The following is a 24,734-nucleotide window of genomic DNA, read 5'->3' as shown; positions in this document are numbered from 1 at the left end:
ACGGCGCGTCCTGGTTGGGGCCGTCCGCTGCCTCAACCAGGACACCTTACCGCTGCGTCAGCTCAGGCGTCCTTCGCCTCATGCGGCGCATCCGCCGCCGCCGCATCATGCCCAAGCTCGTATTCCGCATCGTAGTTCCAGATGCTGCCGTCATCGGCGGCCGGCCCACACGAAATCGACATCGCGCCCTGGTCGGCCGGGCCTACCAGACGGCGGCTCATCGCGAACAGATTGCGGCCCAGATCGTGCCCGGCCGGCGCAGTATTCGGCGCCGGCTCGCGTGCGGCGAACTCCGCCGCATCCACCAGCAGCTCCAGCGTGCCGGCCTCACCATCCAGACGGATGATGTCGCCCTCGCGCACCCGCGCCAGCGGACCGCCGCGCGAGGCTTCCGGCGTCATGTGGATCGCGGCCGGGAACTTGCCCGAGGCACCGGACAGGCGACCATCGGTGACCAGCGCTACGCGGCGGCCCTGGTTCTGCAGCAGGCCCAGCAGCGGCGCCAGCGAATGCAGCTCCGGCATGCCGTTGGCGCGCGGGCCCTGGTAACGCACCACCGCCACGAAATCGTGCGGCAGCACACCGGCGGCGTGCAGCTTGTTCAGCACCTGCGGTGCATCGACCACCACGGCCGGCGCTTCGATCGTGCGGAACTGCGGCTTCACCGCTGACAGCTTGATCAGCGAACGGCCAAGGTTGCCGCGCAGCAGGCGCAGGCCGCCCTGGGCTTCGAACGGATCGGCCACGCCACGCACCACGTCCGGGTCGGCGCTCTCGCGCACGCCATCGATGTAGGTCAGCTTGCCGTCGCGCAGCGCCGGTTCCTGGCCGTACTGGTGCATGCCGCCTTCGGCCACGGTCTGCAGGTCGGCGTGCATCAGCCCGGCCTCCATCAACTCGCGGAACACGAACGCGGTGCCACCGGCGGCGGCGAAGCGGTTCACGTCGGCTTCGCCGTTCGGATAGACGCGGGCCAGCAGCGGGATCAGCTGCGAGAGCTGGTCCATGTCGTCCCAGGTCAGCACGATGCCGGCCGCACGCGCCACCGCGATCCAGTGGATGGTGTGGTTGGTGGAGCCGCCGGTGGCCATCAGCGTGACCACCGCATTGACGATCGCGCGCTCGTCGATCAGCCGGCCGAGCGGACGGAAGTCATCGCCCAGTGCGCTGATTTCCAGCGCACGCACCGCTGCCTGGCGGGTCAGCGCATCGCGCAGCGGCGTATCGGGGTTGACGAACGAGGCGCCCGGCAACTGCACGCCCATCGCTTCGAGCAGGGTCTGGTTGGAGTTGGCGGTGCCGTAGAAGGTGCAGGTACCGGCGCCGTGGTATGAGGCGGCCTCGGCCTCCAGCAGTTCCTCGCGGGTCGCCTGGCCGGCCGCATAGCGCTCGCGCACTTCGGCCTTCTGCTTGTTCGGGATGCCCGGGGTCATCGGGCCGGCCGGCAGGAAGATCGCCGGCAGGTGGCCGAAGGCCAGCGCACCGATCAGCAGGCCGGGCACGATCTTGTCGCAGACGCCGAGGTAGACGCTGGCGTCGAACATGTCATGGCTCAGGCCGATCGCGGTCGACTGGGCGATCACATCGCGCGAGAACAACGACAGCTCCATGCCGCCACGGCCCTGGGTGACACCGTCGCACATCGCCGGCACGCCACCGGCCACCTGTGCGGTCGCGCCGAGTTCGCGCGCGGTTTCGCGCAGGATCTCCGGGTAGTGCTCGAACGGCTGGTGCGCCGAGAGCATGTCGTTGTACGCGGTGATGATGCCCAGGTTGGGCGTCACGCCGCCGCGCAGGCGCGACTTGTCGGTCGGGCCGCACGCGGCGAACCCGTGGGCGAGGTTGCCGCAGCTCAGGCGCGAACGGAACGGACCGTCGCGCAGCGCCGCGTCGACACCGGCCAGGTAGGCGGCGCGCGAGGCGACGCTGCGCTGGACGATGCGCTCGGTGATGGCATGGAGTTTGGGATGCAGGCTCATTGGCTACCGGCTATGAGAAGGCGAACGGAACAACACCGGGGCAACTCAGTCACACCAGTGGACGCGCAGTTTCGCGCCGTCGAGATCGATCGCGTTGAGGATGGGATACAGCTGCGGATTGTTGCTTTCCAGCGCGTGCTTGAGCACTTCCAGCTTCTGCTTGCCGCGCAGCAGCAGCAGGCGCTGGCGGCTCTGCTTCAAGCCGTGCGGGGTGAGGGTGATGCGCAGCGGCCACTGGTTGGCACCGGGGCAGCCGGTGGCATCGAGCGCCGCGTAGGGCAGGGTGCTTTCCAGTGCGCGGGTCAGGTCCTTCGACCCCGGGAACAGCGACGCAGTGTGACCGTCGTTGCCCATGCCGAGCACGCTCAGGCAGGGCCGCTGGCTGTGCTGGGCCTGCAGGTTGGCGCTGTAGACGCACTCGGGCAGCGGCTTGCCGACCCGCACCAGCGGATCGAAATGCGCGCCTTCGGCACGGGTCAGGAAGCTCTCCTTCACCAGCCAGGCATTGCTGTCGCGATCCTGCGGCGACAGCCAGCGTTCATCGACCAGGCTCACTTCCACCCGGTCCCATTGCACGTCCAGCTCGGCCAGCGCCTGGTAGACCGGTGCCGGCGTGGTGCCGCCGGAGAGCAGCATGCGCGCGCGGCCGAATTCGGCAATGTCGCGGTTCAGCTCGGCCGCCATTTCCGCGGCGACGGCCTCGATCCAGCCATCGGCATCGCCGTGGCGGATCAAGGTGAAACGTTCGGACGTATCCAGGGTATTCATGCAGTGCCTCCCGGCAGATCGCGTTCCACATCCGCCGCATAGGCGGCCGCGCCGAGCAGGCCGGGGCTGGGGTGCATCACGGCCAGTGACGGCACCTTGGACATGATCGAAGAGAAGCGGCCCTTGTGTTCAAAGCGCTGGCGGAAGCCGGAGTGCTGCAGCGAATCGAGCATCTTCGGCACCAGCCCGCCGGTCAGGAACACGCCATCCCAGGCGCCCTGCATCAGCACCAGATCGCCGGCGATCGCGCCGAACACCGCGCAGAACACATCCACGGTGCGCATGGCCTGCGGGTCGCCATGCAGCGCCCGCGCGGTGACGTCCACCGGCTGCAGTTGGCCCGGGTCGATATCGGCCATCTCGCACACGGCGCGATGGATGTTGACCAGGCCGGGGCCGCAGATCAGGCGTTCGTTGGAGACACGGCCGAACTGTTCGGACAGGATCTCCAGGATGCGGATTTCTTCCGGCGTACCCGGCGGGAAGCTGACGTGGCCGCCTTCGGTTTCCAGCGGATAGCAGCGGCCATGGCGCAGGATCAGCCCGCCCACGCCCAGCCCGGTGCCCGGGCCGATCACCGCGTAGTTGCGCGGCTGGCCCGGCTTGCCCGGCACCCACGCCGCGCCGCCGACCTGGATCACGTCCTGCGGCTGCAGCAGCGAAATCGCCATCGCCTGGGCGGCGAAGTCATTGATCAGGTGCAGGTCGTCGAAGCCGAGCATGTGCGCGGTGCGGATGCGCGAGATCACCCACGGATGATTGGTGATGCGTGCCTCGTCACCGTCGACACGGCCGGCCACGGCGAACACACCGCGCTTGGCTTCGGCGCCGATCTGCTCGAGGTAGTGCCGTGCGGCTTCACCGAGCGAGGGGAAGTCAGCGACCGCGAATTCGCGGATGCTGTCCTGCTGCAGCGGCGCGGCCAGCGAGGTATCGGCCAGGGCGAAGCGTGCATTGGTACCGCCGATATCCGCGACGAGGACCGGCTGGGACAACACCGTCATGCCTGGCCACCGCGGGTTGCGTCGGCATCGGCGTCGGCAGGTAGGAAGCCTGCGGCTTCTTCTGGACCCCACTGGCCGGCAGGGTAGGGCTGCAACGGCAGCTTGGCTTCCTTCCACGCATCGCTGACGCTGTCGATCCACGCCCAGGCCGCGCGCACTTCGTCATCGCGCACGAACAGCGCATGGTTGCCGTTGAAGGCATCCAGGAACAGGCGTTCATAAGCGATGCGGCGGTGCAGGCCGGTCGGCACGGACAGTTCCAGTTCCAGCGGATGCAGTTCCAGCGCGCCCCATTCCGGGCCGGCCAGCGAGCTCATCAGGCCCAGCTCGATGTTTTCCTGCGGCTGCAGCTGGAAGGTGATGCGGTTGGGGGTGGCATTGCCGCGGTGCGGGCGCTCGAACAGCCAATGCGTGACCGGCTTGAGCGTGACCACCACGCGGGTGGTGCGCTCGGCCAGGCGCTTGCCGGTGACCAGGTGGAACGGCACGCCGGACCAGCGCCAGTTGTCGATATGCGCGGTGACGCCGGCGAACGTTTCCACATCGCTGCCTTCCGGCGGCTGGTAGGCCTGCGCAGGCTGGCCGTTGATGGTGCCGGCGGTGTAGCGGCCCCGCACGCTGTCACGCGCGGCATGCTTGGCATCGAGCGGGCGCAGGGCGCGCAGCACTTTGACCTTTTCGTCGCGGATGCGGTCGGCTTCCAGCGACGCCGGCGGTTCCATCGCGACCAGGCACAGCAGCTGCAGGATGTGGCTCTGGACCATGTCGCGCAGCGCGCCGGAGCGGGCGTAGTACGCATCGCGGCCATCCACGCCTTCGCTCTCGGCCACCAGGATGTGCACCGATTCGATGTAGTTGCGGTTCCAGACCGCCTCGAGCAGCGTATTGCCGAAGCGCAGCGCGATCAGGTTCTGCACCGCGGCCTTGCCCAGGTAGTGGTCCAGGCGGAACACGCGGTCTTCGTCGATCCACTGGCCGATCGTGGAGATGATCTCCTCGGCGCTGGCACTGTCGCTGCCGATCGGCTTTTCCAGCATCAGGCGGTGCGGGGCGGCCAGCGCGCCGCCCTTGGCCAGGCCTTCGCAGGTGGAGATGTACAGGCCCGGCGGGATCGCCAGGTAGCTCACGCAGTTGCGGTCGACCAGGTCGTGGACCGATTCGGCCACGGACTCGGGATTGCGCAGGTCCACCGAGCGGTAGTCGATGCGCTGCAGCAGCGAGTGGATATCGTCCTGGCTGGCCATCGGCATGGCCTGCTGCAGGCGCGGGCGCAGGATCTCGCGGAAGGCGTCGGTGTCGTGCGGCGACAACGCCAGCGCACGAACCTTGAAGTCTTCGGGGAGCAGGCCGTCGCCCAGCAATCGCAGCAGCGAGGGGAACAGGTAGCGCTGGGCCAGGTCACCTGTGGCGCCAAACAGGAAAAGGGTGTCGTGCATCGCTCGAGTTTCAGATCCGGGTGACATCGTTGTCAATCGCTTCTCGTCTATGTTCTCGGGGGTCGGGCGGGGTCCGTTGTCTGCTTGTTGCAGGTGCAGCACGCCCCATGGATTCCGCCCGGCATGATGGCCTACCAACCCGGTGTCGTGGGGGATATCGCATCCTCCCCGGCATCCAGGTCACGGCCGACTATCGGATAGTGCCACGTGAAAACGTTTACATGGCAGAATGCGCAGACTGTATTCGATTGCAGTGGTCGCCGTCATGCGGCACCACGCCATCGACCTGCCATCGGGAGGGCCGAAGGCAGTTCCGCATAACAGCCCGGAGACCGGGCGGACTGGAATGGTGATATGGCAAAAGTGCAGTTGCAGGGCGTTCGCAAGGTCTACGACAACGGTCAGGTGGCCGTGCAGGGCGCGACCTTCGAAGTGGCCGATGGTGAATTGATGGTGCTGGTGGGGCCGTCCGGGTGTGGCAAGTCCACACTGCTGCGCATGGTCGCCGGCCTGGAAGAAATCAGTGGCGGCACGCTGACGATCGGCGACCGCGTGGTCAACGACGTGGCACCCAAGGATCGTGACATCGCCATGGTGTTCCAGAGCTATGCGCTGTATCCGCACATGACCGTGGCCGAGAACCTGGCCTTCGGTCTGAAGCTGCGCGGCCACGACAAGGCCACGATCAGCAAGCGGGTCAGTGAGGCGGCCCAAACGCTGGGCCTGACCGAGATGCTCGACAAGCTGCCCAAGGCGATGTCCGGCGGCCAGCGCCAGCGCGTTGCGCTGGGCCGCGCGCTGGTGCGCGAGCCGGCGGTGTTCCTGCTCGATGAGCCGCTGTCCAACCTGGACGCCAAGCTGCGCCACAGCGTGCGGACCGAAATCGCGCAGCTGCACCGCAAGCTGGGCACCACCATGATCTACGTGACCCACGATCAGGTGGAAGCGATGACCCTGGGCCAGCGCATCGTGGTGCTCAAGGATGGCGTGATCCAGCAGATCGATACCCCGATGGCGCTGTACGACCGTCCGGCCAACCTGTTCGTGGCCGGCTTCCTCGGCAGCCCGGCGATGAACGTGCTGCGCGGCACCCTGCAGCGCACCGACAGCGGCTATGCCGTGCAGGACACCGGGCTGACCGCGCCGCTGGGCCAGGCCCGGATCGATCAGGCGTGGGTCGGCAAGGCGATCGCCGTTGGCGTGCGCCCGGAGCATCTGCAGCCGGCCGCGGCCGGGGATGCGACGGCGTTCGAGGCGATGATCGATGGCATCGAGCCGGTCGGCAACGAGATTTTCGTCAACATGACCAGTGGCGGCCAGCCGTTGGTGATGCGCGTGGCACCGCAGGGGTTGCCGTCGGTCGGCGAGCCGATCCGCGTGGCGATCCATCCGCAGGGCCTGCATTTCTTCGATGCAGAGACCGGCGAGCGCTTGAACGACGCGTAAGGCGCGGACGGGTTACGGGGTTGCCGGCCAGCGGCCGGCACTACCCGTGCCCGAATCCGGCAGTGCCACCAGATCCGGCAGTGCCACCAGATCCGGCAGTGCCACCAGATCCGGCAGTGCCACCAGATCCGGTAGTGCCGGCCGCTGGCCGGCTCCACGCACACCCATCAACGTTCATGGCGTACCGCATCGATCAACGGTCGATGCCTAAAGGGTCTACCGCGCCAGACCATCCAGCAACGGCAGGTGGGCGGCCTGGACTCCGCCGACGCTCAACGGCTCCGGCGCGATCTCCAGCGGCAGCACCGCCAGGGCCAGATCACCGGCCACCGAGGCCACCGTGCCGATCGCTGCGTCCTTCTGATGTACCTGCGTGCCGCTGGTCGTGCCCTCCACGACCCGCAGCAGCTGCAGGGCGCGCTTGGCCTTGCCCAGGAAGTGGGTGCGGGCCACGATTTCCTGGCCCGGGTAGCAGCCTTTCTTGACGCTGTACCCGTTCAGGCGGTCCAGGCCCAGCTGCTGCGGCGTCCACTGTTCGCGCTGATCGGCATCCAGGCGGGGCAGGCCGTAGCGCAGATCGGCCTGGCGCCAGGCTAGCGCGATATCCGCGCTGTCGGCGTGGGTCGCCACGGCGTCGGCGGAACCGATGCGCAGGCTGCGCGGAAGTGCGTCGCTGCCCAGGTCCAATTCGATGTTTTCGCCGCCAAGTTGCGCAATCGCGCGGCCGGAGGCCGATTCCGGCGCGGTGAAGCTTGCCGCCACGGCAAGATCATTGCGGACCTCGATCCGCACCTTGCGGCGGAAGACAAAACGCTGCAACTGCGACGCAATCGCATCGGCGTCGCCATCGGCGAGCACCACCACGATGCGCTCCTGGTCCAGCCGCAACAGCTGGAACACAGCAATGGCGCGGCCCTTGGCCGTCAGCCAGGCACTCCACTGCCAATGCCGCAGGGGCAGGGCGGTGACATCGCTGGAGAATTGGGCATGGGCGAACGCGGCCGCATCGGCACCGCTGAGACTGAGCAGCTGGTGACCGGGGAGGCGCGAAAAGCCGGCGAAATCGGAGGGCAGGTTGTCAGGCACGTGAACGGGGTCTAAAATTTGTGCGTTGCGAGACCACCCATGATAGGCCAAACAACCCCCTCTCCAGATTCTGAAGCTGAAGGCACGCTGGTACCCGAGGAGCAACCGCTTCCCGAGACTCCGGCATTGCCTTTGGAAATCGGCGGCCGCGGCGGACTTGATCCGGTGCGGTACGGAGATTGGGAGAAAAACGGACGCTGCATCGATTTCTGATCAGCATTGAGCCAACGCGGCATTGCGCCGCCCAGCCGAGACAACGAGCCCAGCGAATGGCCGCCAGAGAACGTCCCCTTTCCCCGCACCTTCAGGTGTATCGCTGGCAGATTCAGATGGCCACCTCGATCCTGCATCGAGCCACCGGCATCTTTCTGTCTGTTGGAGCCCTGATCATTGCCGGCGGCCTGCTCGCCCTGATGATGGGTCCTGAATCCTGGAACTGCTTCACCGGCCATGCCGGCAGCTGGTACGGCAAGCTGTTCCTGTTCGCATGGACCTGGTCCTTCGCCTACCACCTGTGCAATGGCATCCGCCATATCGTGCAGGACTTCGCGATCGGCTTCTCCATTCCCGCCTTCGTGCGCAGCAGCTGGGTCTCGGTCTTCGCCAGCCTGGTGATCACCGCCCTGGTCTGGGCCTACGTCTTCATGGGAGCGGCCGCATGAACAAGTACCGTACCCCGCTGAAGAACGTGCGTGGCCTTGGCGCTGCCAAGACCGGTACCGAGCACTTCGTGATGCAGCGCCTGACCGCCACCGCGCTGGTCGGCCTGACCATCTGGTTCCTGGTGTTCGTGCTGAGCCTGATCGGCGCCGATTACGTGACCGCGACCGACGCGGTGTCCAAGCCGTGGAACGCGGTGCTGCTGGTCGGCTTCCTGGTCGCGATGTTCTGGCATGCCCAGCTCGGCCTGCAGGTCGTGCTGGAAGACTACATCCACAATTCGCTGCTGGCCCTGGCGCTGCAGACCACGGTGAAGTTCATCGCCGTGCTCGGCGGGATCGTCAGTGTTTTTGCGGTCGCCCGCATCGCGCTCGGCGTCGCCTGAGTCCAGGCACCAAGACAGGAATCCAGATTAGATGTCCGCTTACAAGATTACGGAACACAAGTACGACATGGTCGTGGTCGGCGCCGGCGGTGCTGGCCTGCGCGCCACGTTCGGCCTTGCCGCCAAGGGCCTGCAGACGGTCTGTCTGACCAAGGTCTTCCCGACCCGTTCGCACACCGTGGCCGCGCAGGGCGGTATTTCCGCCGCGCTGGGCAACATGGGCGAAGACGACTGGCGCTACCACTTCTTCGACACCATCAAGGGCTCGGATTGGCTGGGTGACCAGGACGCCATCGAGTACATGTGCCGCGAAGCGATCCCGGCCATCATCGAACTGGAACACTACGGTGTGCCGTTCAGCCGTACCGAAGAAGGCAAGATCTACCAGCGCCCGTTCGGTGGCATGACCACCAAGTACGGCGAAGGCCCGTCCGCGCAGCGCACCTGCGCCGCCGCCGACCGTACCGGCCACGCCATGCTGCACACGCTGTACCAGCAGTCGCTGGCGCACAACGCGCGCTTCATGATCGAGTACTTCGCGCTCGACCTGATCTTCGATGACGAAGGCGTCTGCCGCGGCGTGCTCGCGCTGGACATGGCCGACGGCTCGCTGCACCTGTTCCGCGCCCACGGCGTGGTGCTGGCCACCGGCGGCTACGGCCGCGCCTACTTCAGCGCCACCTCGGCCCACACCTGCACCGGCGACGGCGGCGGTCTGGTCATGCGTGCCGGCCTGCCGATGCAGGACATGGAGTTCGTGCAGTTCCACCCGACCGGTATCTACGGCGCGGGCTGCCTGATCACCGAAGGCGTGCGTGGCGAAGGCGGCATCCTGCGCAACAGCAACGGCGAGCGCTTCATGGAGCGCTACGCACCGCACTACAAGGATCTGGCCTCGCGCGACGTGGTGTCGCGTTCGATGACCATCGAGATCCGCGAAGGCCGCGGCGTCGGCGAGCACAAGGATCACATCCTGCTCGACCTGACCCACCTCGGCCCGGGCGTCATCGACGACAAGCTGCCGGGCATCGCCGAAAGCGCCCGCATCTTCGCCGGCGTGGACGTGCACAAGCAGCCGATCCCGGTCATCCCGACCGTGCACTACAACATGGGTGGCATCCCGACCAACTACCACGGCGAAGTCGTGCGCAAGGTCGGCGACAACCCCGATGCCGTCGTGCCGGGCCTGTACGCCATCGGCGAAGCGGCCTGCGTGTCGGTCCACGGCGCCAACCGCCTGGGCTCCAACTCGCTGCTCGACCTGGTGGTGTTCGGCCGTGCGGTGGCCAACCGCTGTGCCGAGACCATCAAGTCCGGCGCGCCGCACAAGACCCTGCCGTCCGATGCGTGCGACAAGGCGCTGGGCCTGCTGGACAAGCTGCGCTACGCCAACGGCGACACCCCGACCTCGGTCATCCGCGATCGCATGCAGCGCACCATGCAGAACGACGCGGCGGTGTTCCGGACCAGCAAGACCCTGGAAGAGGGCTGCGCCAAGATGGCCGAGATCTTCGACTCCTTCCAGGACGTCAAGGTCTCCGACCGTTCGCTGGTGTGGAACTCGGACCTGATCGAAACCTACGAGCTGAACAACCTGCTGCTCAACGCGGTGGCGACGATCAACTCGGCCGAACAGCGCAAGGAAAGCCGCGGCGCGCATGCGCATGAGGACTTCCCGGACCGCGACGACGTCAACTGGCAGAAGCACACGCTGGTCAACGTCGACGAGAACGGCAAGTGCGAGTTCGACTACCGCCCGGTCCACATGTACACGCTGAGCAAGGACGTGGACGTCGTCCCGCCCAAGCCGCGCGTTTACTAAGAGACCTGCGGCATGACCTCCGTCCACGCAGCGCCCGCGACCGCCGTCCCCCGCAAGGGTGGGGTGGCGCGTGCGCCGCTGGCCGGTGGTGTCGACTTCCTCATCTTCCGTGCTACCCGCGCCTGCACCGCAGCGCGAGCCGCCTGAGCCAACGAGAACAGCCATGGCCGAGTTTTCCCTCCCCAAGAATTCCAAGATCGGAAAGGGCAAGCACTTCCCCGCCAAGAGCGGTGCGAAGAACACCCGCACCTTCAAGATCTACCGCTGGAGTCCCGACGACGACAGCAACCCGCGCACCGATACGTACGAGATCGATCTGGACGCCTGCGGCCCGATGGTTCTGGACGCGCTGATCAAGATCAAGAATGAGATCGATCCGACCCTGACCTTCCGTCGTTCGTGCCGTGAGGGCATCTGCGGTTCGTGCGCGATGAACATCGACGGCACCAACACGCTGGCCTGCACCCGCGCCATCGCCGACTGCGGCAAGGCCGAAGTGCCGATCTACCCGCTGCCGCACATGAGCGTGGTCAAGGACCTGGTGCCGGACCTGACCCACTTCTACGCGCAGTACGCCTCGATCAAGCCGTGGATCCGCACCCAGACCCCGCCGCCGCCGGATCGCGAGCGCCTGCAGTCGCCCGAAGACCGCAAGAAGCTGGACGGCCTGTACGAGTGCATCCTGTGCGCGTGCTGCTCGACCAGCTGCCCGAGCTACTGGTGGAACGGCGAGCGTTACCTGGGCCCGGCCATCCTGCTGCAGGCCTACCGCTGGATCGTCGACTCGCGCGATGAAGACACCGGTGCGCGCCTGGACGAGCTGGAAGACCCGTTCAAGCTGTACCGCTGCCACACCATCATGAACTGCTCGCGGACCTGTCCGAAGGGCCTGAACCCGGCGCTGGCCATTGCCGAGATCAAGAAGCTGATGATGGCGCGTCGCGCCTGATCCAGACGTGCCCGGTAGCGCCACGCCATGCGTGGCGTCTCAGAAAATGATCGAAACGGTTGAGCCACGCCATGCGTGGCGTCTCAGAAAATGATCGAAACGGTAGAGCCACGCCATGCGTGGCTTTGCCTTATCTGGAAACGCAGAAAATGGATGAAGCAACCGAACTGAAAAAACTGCGCTGGCGCTGCCGCCGCGGCATGCGCGAGCTGGACCAGCTGTTCGGCCGTTACCTGGACCGCTGCTGGCTGCAGGCACCGACAGACGAGCGCGAGGTTTTCCTGTTCCTGCTCGAAAGCGAGGACGATAAGTTGTGGCGCTGGTTCATGGGCTACGAGGAGTGCCCGCATGCCGCGCCCGCTGCCCTCATCGCCAGGATCCGCGCCCTGCCAGCTTGAGTGGCACCCCTCGCGCTGGCAGTGCCGCGCGCTGATCGCCATGGGCGCGCTGATGCCCTGGGCCCTGTGGGGCACCGAGCTTCCGGCGCCGTGGGGCCTGGCCTTGGGCCTGGTGGCGATGGTGGGCACGTGGCTGGAGGCGTGGCGGTATGCGCGCGGCCCGGGCTGCGCCTTCCTGATCCCCCTGGATGATGAGCCGGCCCAGGTGGATGGGGAGGCGGTCGAGGACCTGCAGATGCGTCGCCGCGGCCCGCTGCTGCAGCTCCGCTGGCGGTATGAAGGGCGTCGCCACTGGCGTCTGTTCTGGCCCGATACCCTTCCGGCGGCGCAGGCACGTGAACTGCGACTAGCCGTCCGGGCACACTGCATTTCCCGTTCACCCCCTGCAGTGGCACCATAGCCTGAATTGTCCGGCGTACCTGCATGTTCAAACCCATACCTGTCTCGATTGGCCTGCGCTACCTGCGCGCCAAACGCCGCAACGGCTTCATCTCCTTCATCTCCATGGCCTCGATCCTCGGCATCGCGCTGGGCGTGACCGTGCTGATCACCACGCTGGCGGTCATGAGCGGTTTCCAGAAGGAAATCCGCGACCGGCTGCTGCAGATGACCGCGCATACCACCATCACCACCGACGGCGCCCCGATGGCCGATTGGGCGCATGCGGTGGATGTGGCGAAAAAGGACCCGCGTGTCGCCGGCGCGGCGCCGTACATCGAAATCCAGGCCATGCTCAGCGGCCCCCGCGTGCAGGGCGCCATCGTGCAGGGCATCGACCCGGCGCTGGAGCCGAACGTCTCGGTCATCAACCAGAAGGTCAAGAAGGGCAGCTTCGACAGCCTGACCGCAGGCAGCTACAACCTGCTGGTGGGCCAGGAACTGGCGATCTACCTCGGCGTCGGCGTGGGCGATACGGTGCTGGTGACCCTGGCGGAAGTGCAGGGCACGCCGATCGGCGCGATCCCGCGCATGAAGCGCTTCACCGTGAGCGGCATCTTCGAGGCCGGTTACAACGAGGTCGACCGCGGCGTGGCCTACGCCAACATGGCCGATCTGGAAAAGGTGCTGCGCATCGATGGCGTCACCGGTGTGCGCCTGAAGCTGCACGACATGGACAAGGCGCTGGACGTCGGCGTCGATCTGGCCCACAACCTGACCGGTGCCTACCGCGTCAGTGACTGGACCCAGCAGAACGCCAACCTCTACCACTCGCTGCGCATGGAGAAGGTGGTGATGGGCATCCTGCTCTCGCTGATCATCGCCATGGGCGCGTTCAACCTGGTTTCCTCCCAGGTGATGCTGGTCACCGACAAGCAGGCCGACATCGCGATCCTGCGCACGCTGGGCCTGACCCCGGGCGGGGTGATGCAGGTGTTCATGGTGCAGGGCTCGCTGATCGGCATCTTCGGCACCGTGCTGGGCGTGATCGGTGGCATTACCCTGACCTTGAACCTGGAGCGCATCCTCGGCGCGATCGAGACGCTGTTCAACGTCAAGCTGCTGCCGGAGGACGTGTACTACATCACCGGCCTGCCGACCGACATGCAGACCCCGGACATCATCATGATCACCGCCGTGGCGCTGGTCATGAGCTTCCTTGCCACCCTGTATCCCGCCTGGCGCGCGGCACGTACCCAGCCGGCGGAGGCCCTGCGTTATGAATGAAGCACTCACCCTGGGCCAGGAAGTCATCCGCGCCGAAGCGCTGGCCAAGACCTATGCCGAAGGCCGCATGCAGACCCCGGTGTTCAACGGGCTGGACCTGCGCGTGGCCGCCGGCGAGACCGTGGCCATCATCGGTGCCTCCGGCGCCGGCAAGAGCACCCTGCTGCACCTGCTGGGTGGCCTGGATACGCCGACGGCGGGCGAGGTCTATGTGGCCGGCCAGCGCATGTCCGGCCTGTCCGACAGCCAGCGTGGCCGCCTGCGCAACCGCGCTCTCGGCTTCGTCTACCAGTTCCATCACCTGCTGCCCGAATTCACCGCGCTGGAAAACGTGATGATGCCGGTGCTGCTGGGGGGCGAAGAAGTGGCTGACGCGCGCAACCGCGCGCAGGTGTTGCTGGAATCGGTCGGCCTGGGGCACCGGGTGGACCACAAGCCGGGCGAGCTCTCCGGCGGTGAGCGCCAGCGTGCCGCCGTGGCCCGCGCCCTGGTCAACCGCCCGGCCTGCGTGCTCGGCGACGAACCCACCGGCAACCTGGACGACAAGACCGCCGCGACCGTGTTCGAGCTGATGCTCGAGCTCAACCGCGCGCACCACACCAGCCTGGTGCTGGTGACCCACGACCGCTCGCTGGCACGCAAGCTGGACCGCGTGCTGGAACTGCGCGAAGGGCGGCTGCACAGCCTGGCCCACAGCGAGGTCTGAGCAGGCAGCGCTGCCTGCCTGAGCGCTGAACACCCGGCGGGTTCCTCTCGCCGGGACCACGCCGGGCGGCGCATGATCGGCGCACATTCCCCAGCAGGAGGCGTCATGAAGCAGACCCTTGCCATCGCGGCCCTGTGCCTTGGGCTGGCCGCGTGCGCCAGTACCGGCCGCCTGTCCACCGCGCAGAAGCTTGATCTCTACCGCGCGCACGCCGGTCCGCCGCAGCAGGACATGCCGTTGTACGGGTCGTTGTCCGGCTGGACCGAACTGGGCGAGAGCGCGCTGGCGGTGTGGACGCGCCCAAGCGAAGGCTATCTGCTGGAACTGGCCGGGCCGTGCCAGGGGCTGGACTACGCCCCGGCGATCGGCCTGACCAGCCGGGTCGGCCGTGTGTCGGCCCGCTTCGACAAGGTGCTGGTGCACGACCCCACGCCGGGACCGATGAACATGCCGTGCTTCATCAGCAGCATCCGCAAGCTCGATACCAAGGCGCTGCGCGCCTCCGAGCAGGAGCTGCGGCAGGCGCAGCTGCAGGAGCGCGAAGAAGGCCAGCAGGCGCCGACCCGGTAGTGCCGGCCGCTGGCCGGCCATGGCCTATCGAGGATGCACCGCGATCTCGCCGTCGGCATAACCTCGCGGTCGCCACAACCTGGCGATCGCCAACAACCTCGCTATCGCCAACAACTTCACGGTCCCCCATCCTCGCGGTAGATACCGACCGTTGGTCGGTATCAGACCCGGTCACGCCTCCGGAACAAACCCGGCCGGCTTCTCCGCGCCACCGCTGAAGAGATACTTCACCAGTTCCTCTTCCAGGAACGCACGGTGCTTGGGATCGCGCGGCGACAGCCGGTTTTCGTTGATCAGCATGGTCTGGTGCGCCAGCCACGCGGCCCAGGCCGGCTTGCCGATGTGGTTGAAGATGCGCTGGCCCAGCTCGCCGGGGTAGGGCACGAAGTCCAGGCCTTCGGCGTCGCGTTGTTCGTACTGGCAGAAAACGGTGCGGGGCATAGCGTTACTCGTTGTCTTGGGATGTTGCTGCGCGCCGCATTGTACGGCGCTTGGGCTGAGCGGGCGGTGCACCGGTCTGGAGCAGCTTGCGGATCGGTGCGGGCAGGCCCAGCTTTTCCAGCTCTTCGGCAGCGACCCAGCGTACGCCGGCATCCTCGCCGCGCGAGCCCTGAACCGTCGCCACCAGTACCTGCAGATGCAGCCGGTAGTGGCTGAAGGTGTGCTCCAGCACCGGCAGCGGCTCGGCATCGTCCAGCGAGCCCTCGATATGCGCATCGAACCAGTCCTGCAGGGCGATGCCGCTGTCAGCCTGGGGCAGGGTCCACAGCTGCGCCCAGATGCCGGTGTCCGGCCGCTTCTGCAGCAGCACACGGCCGCGCGCATCGCGCAGCAGCAGCGCCACCGCCTCGCGTTCGGGCAGGGTCTTGCCCGGCTTCGGTGTCGGCAGCTGATCGGTACGGCCTTCGCGCCGTGCAACGCAGGTCGCCTGCAGCGGACAGATCACGCAGGCAGGCCTGCTGCGGCTGCACACGCTGGCGCCCAGGTCCATCTGCGCCTGGGTGTAATCGACCATGCGGGTCGCGGGCACCTGCGCTGCATGCGCCTCGGCGACCGCCCACAGTTGCTTCTCGATCGCCGGCAGGCCGGGGAAGCCCTCGATGCCGTGATAGCGGGTCAACACGCGTTTGACGTTGCCATCCAGGATCGCGAACCGATCATTCCAGGCCTGGCTGAGAATTGCGCCGGCGGTGCTGCGGCCGATGCCCGGCAGCGCATGCAGGGCATCGAAATCACGCGGCAGCTCGCCGCCATGCAGCTCGACGCAGCGCTGCGCTGCGGCATGCAGGTTGCGTGCACGCGCGTAGTAGCCCAGCCCCGCCCACTGCGCCATCACCGCATCATTGCTGGCTGCGGCCAGGTCGGGCAGGGTCGGGAATACGTCCAGGAACTTCAGGAAGTACGGGATGACCGTGCTGACCTGGGTCTGCTGCAGCATGATCTCCGACAGCCACACCCGGTACGGCGAGCGCGGGTGCTGCCAGGGCAGGTCGTGCCGGCCATGGTCATCGAACCAGTGCAGCAGCCGGGAAACGAACACATCGTCGGCAGGCAATACGGCGCTGGCGGGAGGCTGGCGGGTCATGCAGATTCCGGAGAAGGACGGGAGCCACGCCATGCGTGGCTGCATCGGCAGCCGGGGAGACCGGTCCCGGAGGTGAAGCAGCCACCCATGGGGTGGCTCTACAAGTGAAGCCGCTGCCTGGCCCGGCGGTGATCAGGCGCCGAGTGCTTCGGGCAGCAGGGCGTCGACAAAGGCTTCCGGATCGAACACGCGCAGGTCTTCCGGGCGCTCGCCGATGCCGCAGAAGCGGATCGGAATGCCGAACTCGCGGGCCAGCGCGAACACCACGCCGCCCTTGGCGGTGCCGTCCAGCTTGGTCACCACCAGCCCGGTCACGTTGACCGCGGCATGGAACTGACGCAGCTGCGAGAGCGCGTTCTGCCCGGTGGTGCCATCGATGACCATCAGCACTTCGTGCGGTGCATTGGCATCGATCTTGCCGAGCACGCGGCGGATCTTGCCCAGCTCGTTCATCAGGCCAGCCTGGGTATGCAGGCGGCCGGCGGTATCGGCGATCAGCACTTCGGTGCCGCGCGCCTTGCCGGCCTGCAGCGCATCGAAGGCGACCGAGGCCGCGTCGGCATTCTGGCCCTGGGCGACCACGGCCACGCCGTTGCGCTCGCCCCACGCCTGCAGCTGCGCGACAGCGGCGGCACGGAAGGTATCGCCGGCGGCCAGCATCAGGCTGTGCCCGTCGTCCTTGAAGCGCTTGGCCAGCTTGCCGATGGTGGTGGTCTTGCCGACGCCGTTGACGCCGACGGTGAGCACCACGAACGGCTTGGCGGTGCGGTCGATCACCAGCGGCTTGGCGACCGGCTGCAGGATGGCGATCAGCTCGGCGCGCAGCGCGGTGAGCAGCGCATTGGCATCGGCGAACTCGCGCGCCTTCATGCGCTTGCGCAGGCCTTCCACCAGCGCGGTGGTCGCACCGACGCCGACATCGGCGGTGATCAGCGCAGTTTCCAGCTCATCGAGCAGGTCATCATCGAGCTTGGGATTGCGCGAGAACAGGCCGCCGAAGCTGCGGGCGATCACGCTGTTGCGCAGGCGCTCGCGCCAGCCGCTCTTGCCGGCCGCGGCGGGGGCGATGTCCTGGGAGGACGGGCGCTCGGTCACGATGATCGGAGCAGCCGGGGGTGCCGGAGCTGCCGGGACGGCCGGAGCGAGCGAGGCGGGCACGGCCGGAGCAGCCACCGGCGGCGCGACGACCGCTGGCGCAGGCGCGCTCACCGGGGCGGCCGGTGCCGGGCTCGGTGCGGCCGGTGCCGCGCGGTCCTCCACGGGAGCTGCTGGAGCCGGCGCCGCGACGACAGGTGCAGGAGCAGCCGGAGCCGGGACAACCGGTGCGGTCACTACAGGTGCCGGCGCGACCGGCGGCGGGGCGGCAAGCGGTGCGACCACGGGCGCAGGTACAACGGGGGCCGGCACGACCGGGGTCGAAACTACAGGCGTCGGAACTGCCGGGGCGGGAACCTCCGGGGTCGGCGCGATCACGCGCTCTGCGGGGGCAGTCGGCGCGACGGCAGGCACCGGGGCTTCCGCTGCCGGCGGCAGCGGCGCAGGCGCCGGCGGTTCTGCAGGCTGGGGATTGGCCTGTGGGAACGCGGCTGCCAGCTCCTCGGTGGAGTAATGCTGGGTTTTGGCCGCCTCTTGCGGGGCGTCCTGGGGCTTTTTGCGGCGGAAGAAGCTGAGCATTGGCAAAAGACGCTGAAATCAGAGGGGTATGCTACCACTGCGCCCCGAAGGCCCATGGGCGTGCAGGTGCGGTGGGGCGGGACTCAAGTAATGGCCGATGCGGCCGTTACCGGTTGTGAAGGGCTGCACCATGCCGGCGCGGCCGGAACAGCAGAAAACGTTGACCGATGAGCGTGATGTCCATTGCCAGTACCGGCATGCGTGCCGCCTCGCTCGGGGTACAGACCGCCGCGTCCAACGTGGCACGGTTGCCGGTCCCGGATGCGACCCGCCTGGGCGTCGCGCAGACTGCAGCGGCAGGCGGCGGCGTCACCGCCACCGTGATCACCGCGCCCGACGATGCCAATGCGCCGATCGCGGACCTGCTCACGGCCAGAGAAGCCGCGCTGGCGTTCGCCGCCAACGCGACCGTGCTCCGCCGCCAGGACCAGATGCTGGGCACCTTGCTCGACCGCTGGGCCTGACTCGATCGCGCACGCCGGCCACCGTCCGGCGCCACGCATCATCAACGCCGGCAGGTGCCGACCCTTGGCCGGCACCCACCCGCAGAGCGACTTACGCCGACAGCTCGAGCAACAGCTTGTTGAGCCGGCGCACATACGCCGCCGGGTCCTTCAGCGTGTCGCCCGCGGCCAGCGCGGCCTGGTCGAACAGCACGCGGCTGAGGTCATCGAAGCGCGCGGCATCGCCTTCCTGGTCCAGCTTGCCGATCAGCGGATGGCCGGGGTTGAACTCGAACACCGGCTTGCTGTCGGGCACCTTCTGGCCGCTGGCTTCCAGGATCTGGCGCATCTGCAGGCCCAGGTCCTGTTCGCCGATCGCCAGGATTGCCGGGGAGTCGGTCAGGCGGTGCGAGACGCGCACGTCGGCCACGTCATCGCCCAGTGCGGCCTTGATACGGTCCACCAGCGCCTGCTTGTCCTTGGCCACGGCTTCCTGGGCCTGCTTGTCTTCGGCGGTTTCCAGCGCGCCCAGGTCCAGATCGCCACGCGCGACATCGACGAACGACTTGCCGTCGAACTCGGTCAGGTACCCCATCAACCATTCGTCGATGCGGTCGGTGAGCAGCAACACTTCCACGCCCTTCTTGCGGAACACTTCCAGGTGCGGGCTGTCCTTGACCTGGGTGTAGCTGTCGCCGGTCAGGAAGTAGATCTTGTCCTGGCCTTCGATCATGCGGCCCACGTAATCGGCCAGCGAGACGCTGGGCTCGCCGCTGTCGTCATGGGTGGAGGCGAAGCGCAGCAGGCCGGCGATCTTCTCGCGGTTGCCGTAGTCCTCGGCCGGGCCTTCCTTGAGCACCTGGCCGAACTGCTTCCAGAAGCCGGCATAGACCTCCGGCTTGTCCTTGGCCAGTTTCTCCAGCATGTCCAGCGAACGCTTGGTCAGCGCCGACTTCATCGAATCGATGACCGGGCCGGACTGCAGGATTTCACGCGAAACGTTCAGCGAGAGATCGTTGGAATCCACCACGCCCTTGATGAAGCGCAGGTACAGCGGCAGGAACTGCTCGGCCTGGTCCATCACGAACACGCGCTGCACGTACAGCTTCAGGCCCTTGGGCGCGTCACGGTGGTACAGATCGAACGGCGCATGGCCGGGCACGTACAGCAGAGAGGTGTACTCCAGCTTGCCTTCAACCTTGTTGTGGCTCCACGCCAGCGGATCCTGGTGGTCATGCGCGGCGTGCTTGTAGAACTCCTGGTACTCGGCGTCGGTGATCTCGGTGCGCGGGCGGGTCCACAGCGCGCTGGCACGGTTGACGGTTTCCCATTCGACCTCGGCCGGGGCATCTTCGCCGTGGTGTTCCTTGGCCATCTGGATCGGCAGGCCGATGTGGTCGGAGTACTTCTTGATGATGCCGCGCAGGCGCCAGCCATCGGCGAAGTCGCGCTGGTCATCCTTGAGGTGCAGCACGATGCGGGTGCCGCGCTCGGGCTTGTCGATGCTTTCCACGTCGAACTCGCCTTCGCCGCGCGAGGACCAGTGCACGCCCTCGCTGGCGGGCAGGCCGGCGCGGCGGGAGTACACGTCCACCTGGTCGGCGACGATGAAGGCGCTGTAGAAGCCGACGCCGAACTGGCCGATCAGCTGGGAGTCCTTCTTCTGGTCGCCGGAGAGCTGGCGCAGGAAGTCGCCGGTGCCGGACTTGGCGATGGTGCCCAGGTGGGCGATCGCTTCGTCACGGCTCATGCCGATGCCGTTGTCGTCGATGGTCAGGGTGTTGGCGGTGGCATCGAAGCTGACGCGGATGCGCAGGTCGCCGTCGTTCTCAAGCAGGGCCGGCTGGGTCAGCGCTTCGAAGCGCAGTTTGTCCGAGGCATCGGCCGCGTTGGAGATGAGCTCGCGAAGGAAGATTTCCTTGTTGGAGTACAGCGAGTGGATCATCAACTGCAGCAGCTGTTTGACTTCGGTCTGGAAGCCCAGGGTTTCTTTTTGGGTCTGCACGGTCATGGGTCGTGTTGCTCCTTGGGACATTGCCGCGCCCGGCGCGGCGGCTGGCTCAAGGGGTAGGGGTGGATTGTCCCGAATTCAAGAGTGTCGGCAGCCTTCGGGGCCGAATCGCAAGCAGGAGTGCGGCGCCTGCCTCTACAGGGTGGGTCGGACGTGCGACAGGTAGAGCCACGCCATGCGTGGCTGCATTTCATTCCAGCATCGGGGTGCCTGGCAAAGACAGCGACTGGACCGCCTAGAATGTCGTCCTGAACTACCTGCCTGCCTGCCCATGACGCTTTCCCGCCCGCTCGCCCATCCGATCGCCATCCATTTCCGGAGCCCCGCATGAAACCGCGTCAGCCGGCCGCTGCCGTGGGCCAGGTGCGGATCATCGGGGGCAAATGGCGCAATACGAAGCTGCCGGTGCCGCTGTCGCCGGGGCTGCGGCCCAGCAGTGACCGGGTGCGCGAGACGCTGTTCAACTGGCTGATGCCGCGCCTGGGCGGGGCGCGGGTGCTGGATCTGTTCGCCGGCAGCGGGGCGCTGGGGCTGGAAGCGGTCTCGCGCGGGGCGGCGCAGGCTACGCTGGTGGAGCGCGATCCCGCATTGTCCCGGCAGCTGCGCGAGTCGGTCGCCAAGCTGGGGGCGCAGGACCAGATCGCCGTGGTGCAGGCCGATGCGCTGCAGTGGCTGCGGCAGCCGGCCGGACCGCTGGCGGATATCGCGTTCGTCGATCCGCCGTTTGCCGATGGGCTGTGGGAGGCCGTGATGGCGGGGCTGCCCCCGCATCTGGCGCCTGATGCCTGGGTGTACGTGGAGTCCCCGGCCGATCAGGCGCCGAAGATGCCCGCGTCGTGGCTGCTGCACCGCGAGGGGGGCACCCGGGAGGTCCGTTTTGCCCTGTATCGCCGCGCCACTGCTACACTTTCACCAGACCAACACGCGTAGCTGACGTATGACCGTGGCCAACCGCCGCATTGCTGTCTACCCGGGCACCTTCGATCCGATCACCAACGGTCACATCGATCTGGTGAACCGCGCTGCACCCCTGTTCGAGAAGGTGGTGGTGGGCGTGGCGCAGAGCCCGTCCAAGGGGCCGACGCTGCCGCTGGAGCTGCGCGTCCAGCTCGCCCGTGATGCGCTGGGCCACAACCGCAACGTGGAAGTGCGTGGTTTCGATACCCTGCTGGCGCATTTCGTGCGCTCGGTGCAGGGCGGGGTGCTGCTGCGCGGGCTGCGCGCGGTCTCCGATTTCGAGTACGAATTCCAGATGGCGAGCATGAACCGCCATCTGATCCCGGAGGTCGAGACCCTGTTCCTGACCCCGGCCGAGCAACACAGCTTCATTTCGTCTTCGCTGGTCCGCGAGATCGCCCGCCTGGGCGGCGACGTGTCCGGCTTCGTGCCGTCCGCCGTGCTTGAGGCACTGCGCAAGGTCCGTGAAGCGAAGTCGGGCCAAGCGTAGTACCTGTCAGACCCATACATACCAAGAATCACCAAGGGAGGAATTCCATGAACAACACCATGCGTGCCATGTTGATCGCGTCGTTCGCGCTGGCCTTCACCGCCTGCAAGAAGGAAGAGGCCGCGCCGGTCGTCGAAGCCCAGCAGGCGCTGGTCGCCCCGGCTGCCGATGACGATGCCGGCTGGAAGAAGTACCTGCAGGCCGTGGCCGTGCAGAACATGGGCAACATCAGCAACAGCCCGTACCTGTACTACCTCGCCCCGGAATCGGACCCGGAATTCGCGGCCAAGTATGAGCGCCAGGTCGAAAGCGCCACCCAGGCCGTGGGCCGTGGCGTGCAGCCGGGCAACATGCTGGCCTTCGGTTCCTCGGCCTCGGCCAAGATGGCCGACATGATCCAGGCCGTGTTCAAGGACGTCTCGCCGGACTCGATGAAGGGTGTGCGCGTGGTGTTCATCGGCAAGGCCGCCGACAACGCCCGCGTCCAGTCGATCATCCAGCCGACCGGCGCCGAGTACATCTTCGTCGAAGCCAAGTAACCCGTGCAGTGGCGGCCGTGCCTTGTGCGCGGCCCGGGTGGCGCCCGCAGGGGCGTCACCGATGACCGGCCCGCGCGCCCGCGTGGGCCGGTTCTCATCCGCCGGCGCGGGCGTGGAGTAACGCCATGTCGCTGAAAATCAATGAGCTCTGCGTCAATTGCGACGTCTGTGAGCCGGCCTGTCCCAATCAGGCCATTTCGATGGGTGAAACCATCTACGTGATCGATCCGGCCCGCTGCACCGAGTGCGTGGGGCATTTCGACGAACCCCAGTGCGTGGTCGTCTGCCCGGTCGAATGCATCGATCCCGATCCGGACATTCCGGAAACCCAGGACGCCCTGCTGGCCAAGCTGCACGGGCTGCAGCGCGATCATCCCGAATTGTATGTCACGGAGTTTCTGCCGAAATGAGAACGCTGTCGCGTCGTTGGTTGCTGCTCGTCCTGCTGGTGGCCCCAAGTGCCTGGGCCGCGGAATCCGCACCGGCGGTTCTGGCCAAACACCCTGACGGCGCCGCCGTCGCCAGTGGCCATCACCTGGCCACGGAAGCGGGCATGGAGATCCTGGCCAAGGGCGGCAACGCGTTCGACGCCGCCGTGGCCGTGTCTGCCACGCTGGCGGTGGTCGAGCCGATCAGCTCCGGCCTGGGCGGCGGCGGGTTCTTCCTGCTGCACGATGCGGCCACCGGCAAGGACGTGATGCTGGACGCGCGCGAAACCGCGCCGCAGTCCGCCACGCCCGAGGCGTTTCTCGACAAGAAGGGTGACCTGGACCGCGACCGTTCGGTCAACGGCGCCTGGTCGGCCGGTATCCCGGGCCTGCCGGCCGCGCTGGTGGAACTGTCCTCCAAGCACGGCAAGCTGCCGCTGAAGACCTCGCTGGAGCCGGCGATGCGCATCGCGCGCGATGGCTTCCCGGTGTACGCGCGCATGTCCAAGGGCTATCAGTCCCGGCGTGAGGTGATGCAGCGCTATCCCGGCACGCGCGAGGTCTACGAGCGCAACGGCAAGCCGATCGCCGAGGGCGACCTGTTCCGCCAGCCGGAACTGGCCAAGACCATGGAGCGCCTGGCCGACCAGGGCTTCGATGGCTTCTACCGGGGCGAGACCGGCAAGCTGCTGCTCAAGGGCGTGAAGCAGGCCGGCGGACACTGGACCGCCGAGGAACTGGCCGGCTACCGGGTCAAGCTGCGCGAGCCGATCGCCTTCAAGTACCGCGACTGGACCATCACCACCGCCTCGCCGCCGTCGTCCGGTGGGATCGCGTTGGCCGCCATGCTGCAGATCCTGGAAGGCTGGGACCTGAAATCGATGGATCCGGCGCACCGCACCCATCTGGTGGTGGAAGCCATGCGCCGCGCCTACCGCGACCGCACCTTCTTCCTGGGCGATCCAGACTTCGTGGACATCCCGCAGAAGGTGCTGACCAGCAAGGATTACGCGCAGGGCCTGCGTGCCACCATCCACCCGGACAAGGCCACCCCCAGCGATCTGCTGTCGGGCAACCCGACCCCGCTGGAAGATGACGAGACCACCCATTTCTCGATCATCGACCGCGAAGGCAACCGCGTCGGCGCGACCCAGACCGTGAACCTGCTGTACGGCTCGGGCCTGATTCCGTCCGGCACCGGCGTGCTGCTCAACAATGAAATGGACGATTTCGCGCTGAAGCCGGGCACGCCGAACGCCTTCGGCGTGATGGGCTATGCGGCCAATGCGCCCAAGCCGGGCAAGCGCATGCTCAGCTCGATGACCCCGACCTTCATGGAGTCCGCCGACAAGGTCGTGGTGCTCGGCACGCCCGGTGGCAGCCGCATCATCACCATGGTGCTGCTGGGCATCCTGGGGTACGACGACGGCCTGACCGCCCAGCAGGTCGCCGCGCTGCCGCGCTACCACCACCAGTGGCTGCCGGACCTGATCGAGGCCGAGGACGGTACCTTCGATGTGGGCACCATCAAGCAGCTGCAGGCGATGGGCCACAAGATCGACCTGCCCGGCGATACCGCAGCTGGCGGCCGCGGTTCCAGCCACGTCTGGGGCAACCTGCAGACCGTGGAATGGGACCGTCGCAGCAACGTGCTCAGCGGCGGCAGCGACCCGCGCAATCCGGTCGGCAGCGCCGCGGTCAGCCAGGCGCACTGACTGACCGCAGAAACGAGA

Annotated in this window: 28 protein-coding genes; 18 read left to right on the top strand and 10 right to left on the bottom strand. The window is 67.1% G+C overall.

The window, feature by feature from the left end:
• Positions 1-62 precede the first annotated feature (62 nt).
• From edd to zwf, 4 genes are read right to left on the bottom strand one after another with little or no spacing between them, the layout of a single operon-like run.
• Positions 63-1,979 carry a phosphogluconate dehydratase gene (edd, locus tag POS15_RS09615; protein ID WP_019183263.1) on the bottom strand — a complete coding sequence of 639 codons (1,917 nt, stop codon included), beginning with the start codon at positions 1,977-1,979 and terminating at the stop codon, positions 63-65.
• Positions 1,980-2,024: 45 nt separating this feature from the next.
• Positions 2,025-2,747: a 6-phosphogluconolactonase gene (gene pgl / locus POS15_RS09610; RefSeq protein WP_019183262.1), complete on the bottom strand. Its 723-nt coding sequence runs from the start codon at positions 2,745-2,747 to the stop codon at positions 2,025-2,027.
• Positions 2,744-3,751 (bottom strand): glucokinase, encoded by a 1,008-nt coding sequence (gene glk / locus POS15_RS09605; protein WP_019183261.1) that lies wholly within the window; start codon positions 3,749-3,751, stop codon positions 2,744-2,746. The genes pgl and glk overlap by 4 nt, the downstream gene beginning before the upstream one ends.
• Positions 3,748-5,187, bottom strand: a complete 1,440-nt coding sequence (gene zwf / locus POS15_RS09600) for a glucose-6-phosphate dehydrogenase (protein ID WP_019183260.1) — start codon at positions 5,185-5,187, stop codon at positions 3,748-3,750. Before zwf ends, glk begins: the two co-directional genes overlap by 4 nt.
• Positions 5,188-5,541: 354 nt before the next feature.
• Between zwf and ugpC the strand changes: the two genes are divergently transcribed.
• Complete coding sequence (gene ugpC / locus POS15_RS09595; protein WP_019183259.1) at positions 5,542-6,633, top strand: sn-glycerol-3-phosphate ABC transporter ATP-binding protein UgpC; 1,092 nt, start codon at positions 5,542-5,544, stop codon at positions 6,631-6,633.
• A 12-nt stretch (positions 6,634-6,645) separates the two neighbouring features.
• Here ugpC and POS15_RS09590 read toward each other — a convergent pair whose 3' ends face one another.
• Positions 6,646-6,801, bottom strand: a complete 156-nt coding sequence (locus tag POS15_RS09590; protein ID WP_284129577.1) for a hypothetical protein — start codon at positions 6,799-6,801, stop codon at positions 6,646-6,648.
• Positions 6,802-6,849: 48 nt separating this feature from the next.
• The gene (locus POS15_RS09585; RefSeq protein WP_284129576.1) at positions 6,850-7,719 is read right to left on the bottom strand and encodes a folate-binding protein; all 870 of its coding nucleotides are present in this window, start codon (positions 7,717-7,719) and stop codon (positions 6,850-6,852) included.
• 39 nt (positions 7,720-7,758) lie between these two features.
• On the opposite strand from POS15_RS09585, the gene POS15_RS09580 reads away from it, so the two are divergent.
• The 11 genes from POS15_RS09580 (at position 7,759) to POS15_RS09530 (ending at position 14,874) form a co-directional block, all read left to right on the top strand.
• Positions 7,759-7,932 carry a DUF1674 domain-containing protein gene (locus POS15_RS09580; RefSeq protein WP_080114829.1) on the top strand — a complete coding sequence of 58 codons (174 nt, stop codon included), beginning with the start codon at positions 7,759-7,761 and terminating at the stop codon, positions 7,930-7,932.
• A gap of 56 nt (positions 7,933-7,988) precedes the next feature.
• Positions 7,989-8,381, top strand: coding sequence for a succinate dehydrogenase, cytochrome b556 subunit (gene sdhC, locus POS15_RS09575; protein WP_019183256.1), 393 nt, complete (start codon positions 7,989-7,991; stop codon positions 8,379-8,381).
• Positions 8,378-8,764, top strand: a complete 387-nt coding sequence (gene sdhD / locus POS15_RS09570; RefSeq protein ID WP_019183255.1) for a succinate dehydrogenase, hydrophobic membrane anchor protein — start codon at positions 8,378-8,380, stop codon at positions 8,762-8,764. Before sdhC ends, sdhD begins: the two co-directional genes overlap by 4 nt.
• Before the next feature lie 31 nt (positions 8,765-8,795).
• Positions 8,796-10,586 carry a succinate dehydrogenase flavoprotein subunit gene (gene sdhA, locus POS15_RS09565; RefSeq protein ID WP_019183254.1) on the top strand — a complete coding sequence of 597 codons (1,791 nt, stop codon included), beginning with the start codon at positions 8,796-8,798 and terminating at the stop codon, positions 10,584-10,586.
• 12 nt (positions 10,587-10,598) lie between these two features.
• Positions 10,599-10,733: a hypothetical protein gene (locus POS15_RS09560; RefSeq protein WP_272943361.1), complete on the top strand. Its 135-nt coding sequence runs from the start codon at positions 10,599-10,601 to the stop codon at positions 10,731-10,733.
• 16 nt (positions 10,734-10,749) lie between these two features.
• Positions 10,750-11,535: a succinate dehydrogenase iron-sulfur subunit gene (locus tag POS15_RS09555; protein WP_019183253.1), complete on the top strand. Its 786-nt coding sequence runs from the start codon at positions 10,750-10,752 to the stop codon at positions 11,533-11,535.
• Positions 11,536-11,684: 149 nt separating this feature from the next.
• Positions 11,685-11,933 carry a succinate dehydrogenase assembly factor 2 gene (locus POS15_RS09550; protein ID WP_019183252.1) on the top strand — a complete coding sequence of 83 codons (249 nt, stop codon included), beginning with the start codon at positions 11,685-11,687 and terminating at the stop codon, positions 11,931-11,933.
• Positions 11,884-12,333, top strand: coding sequence for a hypothetical protein (locus POS15_RS09545; protein ID WP_046273606.1), 450 nt, complete (start codon positions 11,884-11,886; stop codon positions 12,331-12,333). The genes POS15_RS09550 and POS15_RS09545 overlap by 50 nt, the downstream gene beginning before the upstream one ends.
• A 23-nt stretch (positions 12,334-12,356) precedes the next feature.
• Entirely contained in the window at positions 12,357-13,598 is a 1,242-nt protein-coding gene (locus tag POS15_RS09540) for a lipoprotein-releasing ABC transporter permease subunit (RefSeq protein WP_019183250.1), read from the top strand.
• Positions 13,591-14,304, top strand: a complete 714-nt coding sequence (gene lolD / locus POS15_RS09535) for a lipoprotein-releasing ABC transporter ATP-binding protein LolD (protein ID WP_284129574.1) — start codon at positions 13,591-13,593, stop codon at positions 14,302-14,304. Before POS15_RS09540 ends, lolD begins: the two co-directional genes overlap by 8 nt.
• Positions 14,305-14,409: 105 nt before the next feature.
• The gene (locus POS15_RS09530; RefSeq protein ID WP_019183248.1) at positions 14,410-14,874 is read left to right on the top strand and encodes a DUF6491 family protein; all 465 of its coding nucleotides are present in this window, start codon (positions 14,410-14,412) and stop codon (positions 14,872-14,874) included.
• Positions 14,875-15,045: 171 nt separating this feature from the next.
• Here POS15_RS09530 and POS15_RS09525 read toward each other — a convergent pair whose 3' ends face one another.
• From POS15_RS09525 to ftsY, 3 genes are all read right to left on the bottom strand, one after another.
• Positions 15,046-15,315, bottom strand: coding sequence for an oxidative damage protection protein (locus POS15_RS09525; protein ID WP_019183247.1), 270 nt, complete (start codon positions 15,313-15,315; stop codon positions 15,046-15,048).
• A 4-nt stretch (positions 15,316-15,319) separates the two neighbouring features.
• The gene (gene mutY, locus POS15_RS09520) at positions 15,320-16,459 is read right to left on the bottom strand and encodes an A/G-specific adenine glycosylase (RefSeq protein WP_284129573.1); all 1,140 of its coding nucleotides are present in this window, start codon (positions 16,457-16,459) and stop codon (positions 15,320-15,322) included.
• A gap of 132 nt (positions 16,460-16,591) precedes the next feature.
• Positions 16,592-18,133 (bottom strand): signal recognition particle-docking protein FtsY, encoded by a 1,542-nt coding sequence (ftsY, locus tag POS15_RS09515; RefSeq protein ID WP_284129572.1) that lies wholly within the window; start codon positions 18,131-18,133, stop codon positions 16,592-16,594.
• A 167-nt stretch (positions 18,134-18,300) separates the two neighbouring features.
• Here ftsY and POS15_RS09510 point away from each other — a divergent pair, with 167 nt between their 5' ends.
• The gene (locus POS15_RS09510; RefSeq protein ID WP_284129571.1) at positions 18,301-18,597 is read left to right on the top strand and encodes a hypothetical protein; all 297 of its coding nucleotides are present in this window, start codon (positions 18,301-18,303) and stop codon (positions 18,595-18,597) included.
• A gap of 91 nt (positions 18,598-18,688) precedes the next feature.
• On the opposite strand, the gene htpG is transcribed toward POS15_RS09510, so the two are convergent.
• The gene (gene htpG / locus POS15_RS09505) at positions 18,689-20,587 is read right to left on the bottom strand and encodes a molecular chaperone HtpG (RefSeq protein WP_019183243.1); all 1,899 of its coding nucleotides are present in this window, start codon (positions 20,585-20,587) and stop codon (positions 18,689-18,691) included.
• Positions 20,588-20,914: 327 nt separating this feature from the next.
• Here htpG and rsmD point away from each other — a divergent pair, with 327 nt between their 5' ends.
• The 5 genes from rsmD to ggt all read left to right on the top strand — a co-directional run bounded on the left by rsmD (position 20,915) and on the right by ggt (position 24,716).
• Positions 20,915-21,517 carry a 16S rRNA (guanine(966)-N(2))-methyltransferase RsmD gene (gene rsmD / locus POS15_RS09500; protein ID WP_284129570.1) on the top strand — a complete coding sequence of 201 codons (603 nt, stop codon included), beginning with the start codon at positions 20,915-20,917 and terminating at the stop codon, positions 21,515-21,517.
• Positions 21,518-21,524: 7 nt separating this feature from the next.
• Positions 21,525-22,034 carry a pantetheine-phosphate adenylyltransferase gene (gene coaD, locus POS15_RS09495; RefSeq protein ID WP_019183241.1) on the top strand — a complete coding sequence of 170 codons (510 nt, stop codon included), beginning with the start codon at positions 21,525-21,527 and terminating at the stop codon, positions 22,032-22,034.
• Positions 22,035-22,081: 47 nt separating this feature from the next.
• Positions 22,082-22,573 (top strand): hypothetical protein, encoded by a 492-nt coding sequence (locus POS15_RS09490; RefSeq protein ID WP_019183240.1) that lies wholly within the window; start codon positions 22,082-22,084, stop codon positions 22,571-22,573.
• Positions 22,574-22,698: 125 nt separating this feature from the next.
• Positions 22,699-22,983, top strand: a complete 285-nt coding sequence (locus POS15_RS09485) for a YfhL family 4Fe-4S dicluster ferredoxin (protein WP_070427136.1) — start codon at positions 22,699-22,701, stop codon at positions 22,981-22,983.
• Positions 22,980-24,716 carry a gamma-glutamyltransferase gene (ggt, locus tag POS15_RS09480; RefSeq protein WP_046272928.1) on the top strand — a complete coding sequence of 579 codons (1,737 nt, stop codon included), beginning with the start codon at positions 22,980-22,982 and terminating at the stop codon, positions 24,714-24,716. Before POS15_RS09485 ends, ggt begins: the two co-directional genes overlap by 4 nt.
• Positions 24,717-24,734 lie beyond the last annotated feature (18 nt).

The sequence above is a fragment of the Stenotrophomonas sp. BIO128-Bstrain genome (genome assembly GCF_030128875.1).
In the GTDB taxonomy this organism is placed as follows: domain Bacteria; phylum Pseudomonadota; class Gammaproteobacteria; order Xanthomonadales; family Xanthomonadaceae; genus Stenotrophomonas; species Stenotrophomonas bentonitica_A.
The sequence above is the reverse complement of the archived record's forward strand: the minus strand, read 5'-3'. Positions and strand labels throughout refer to the sequence as shown.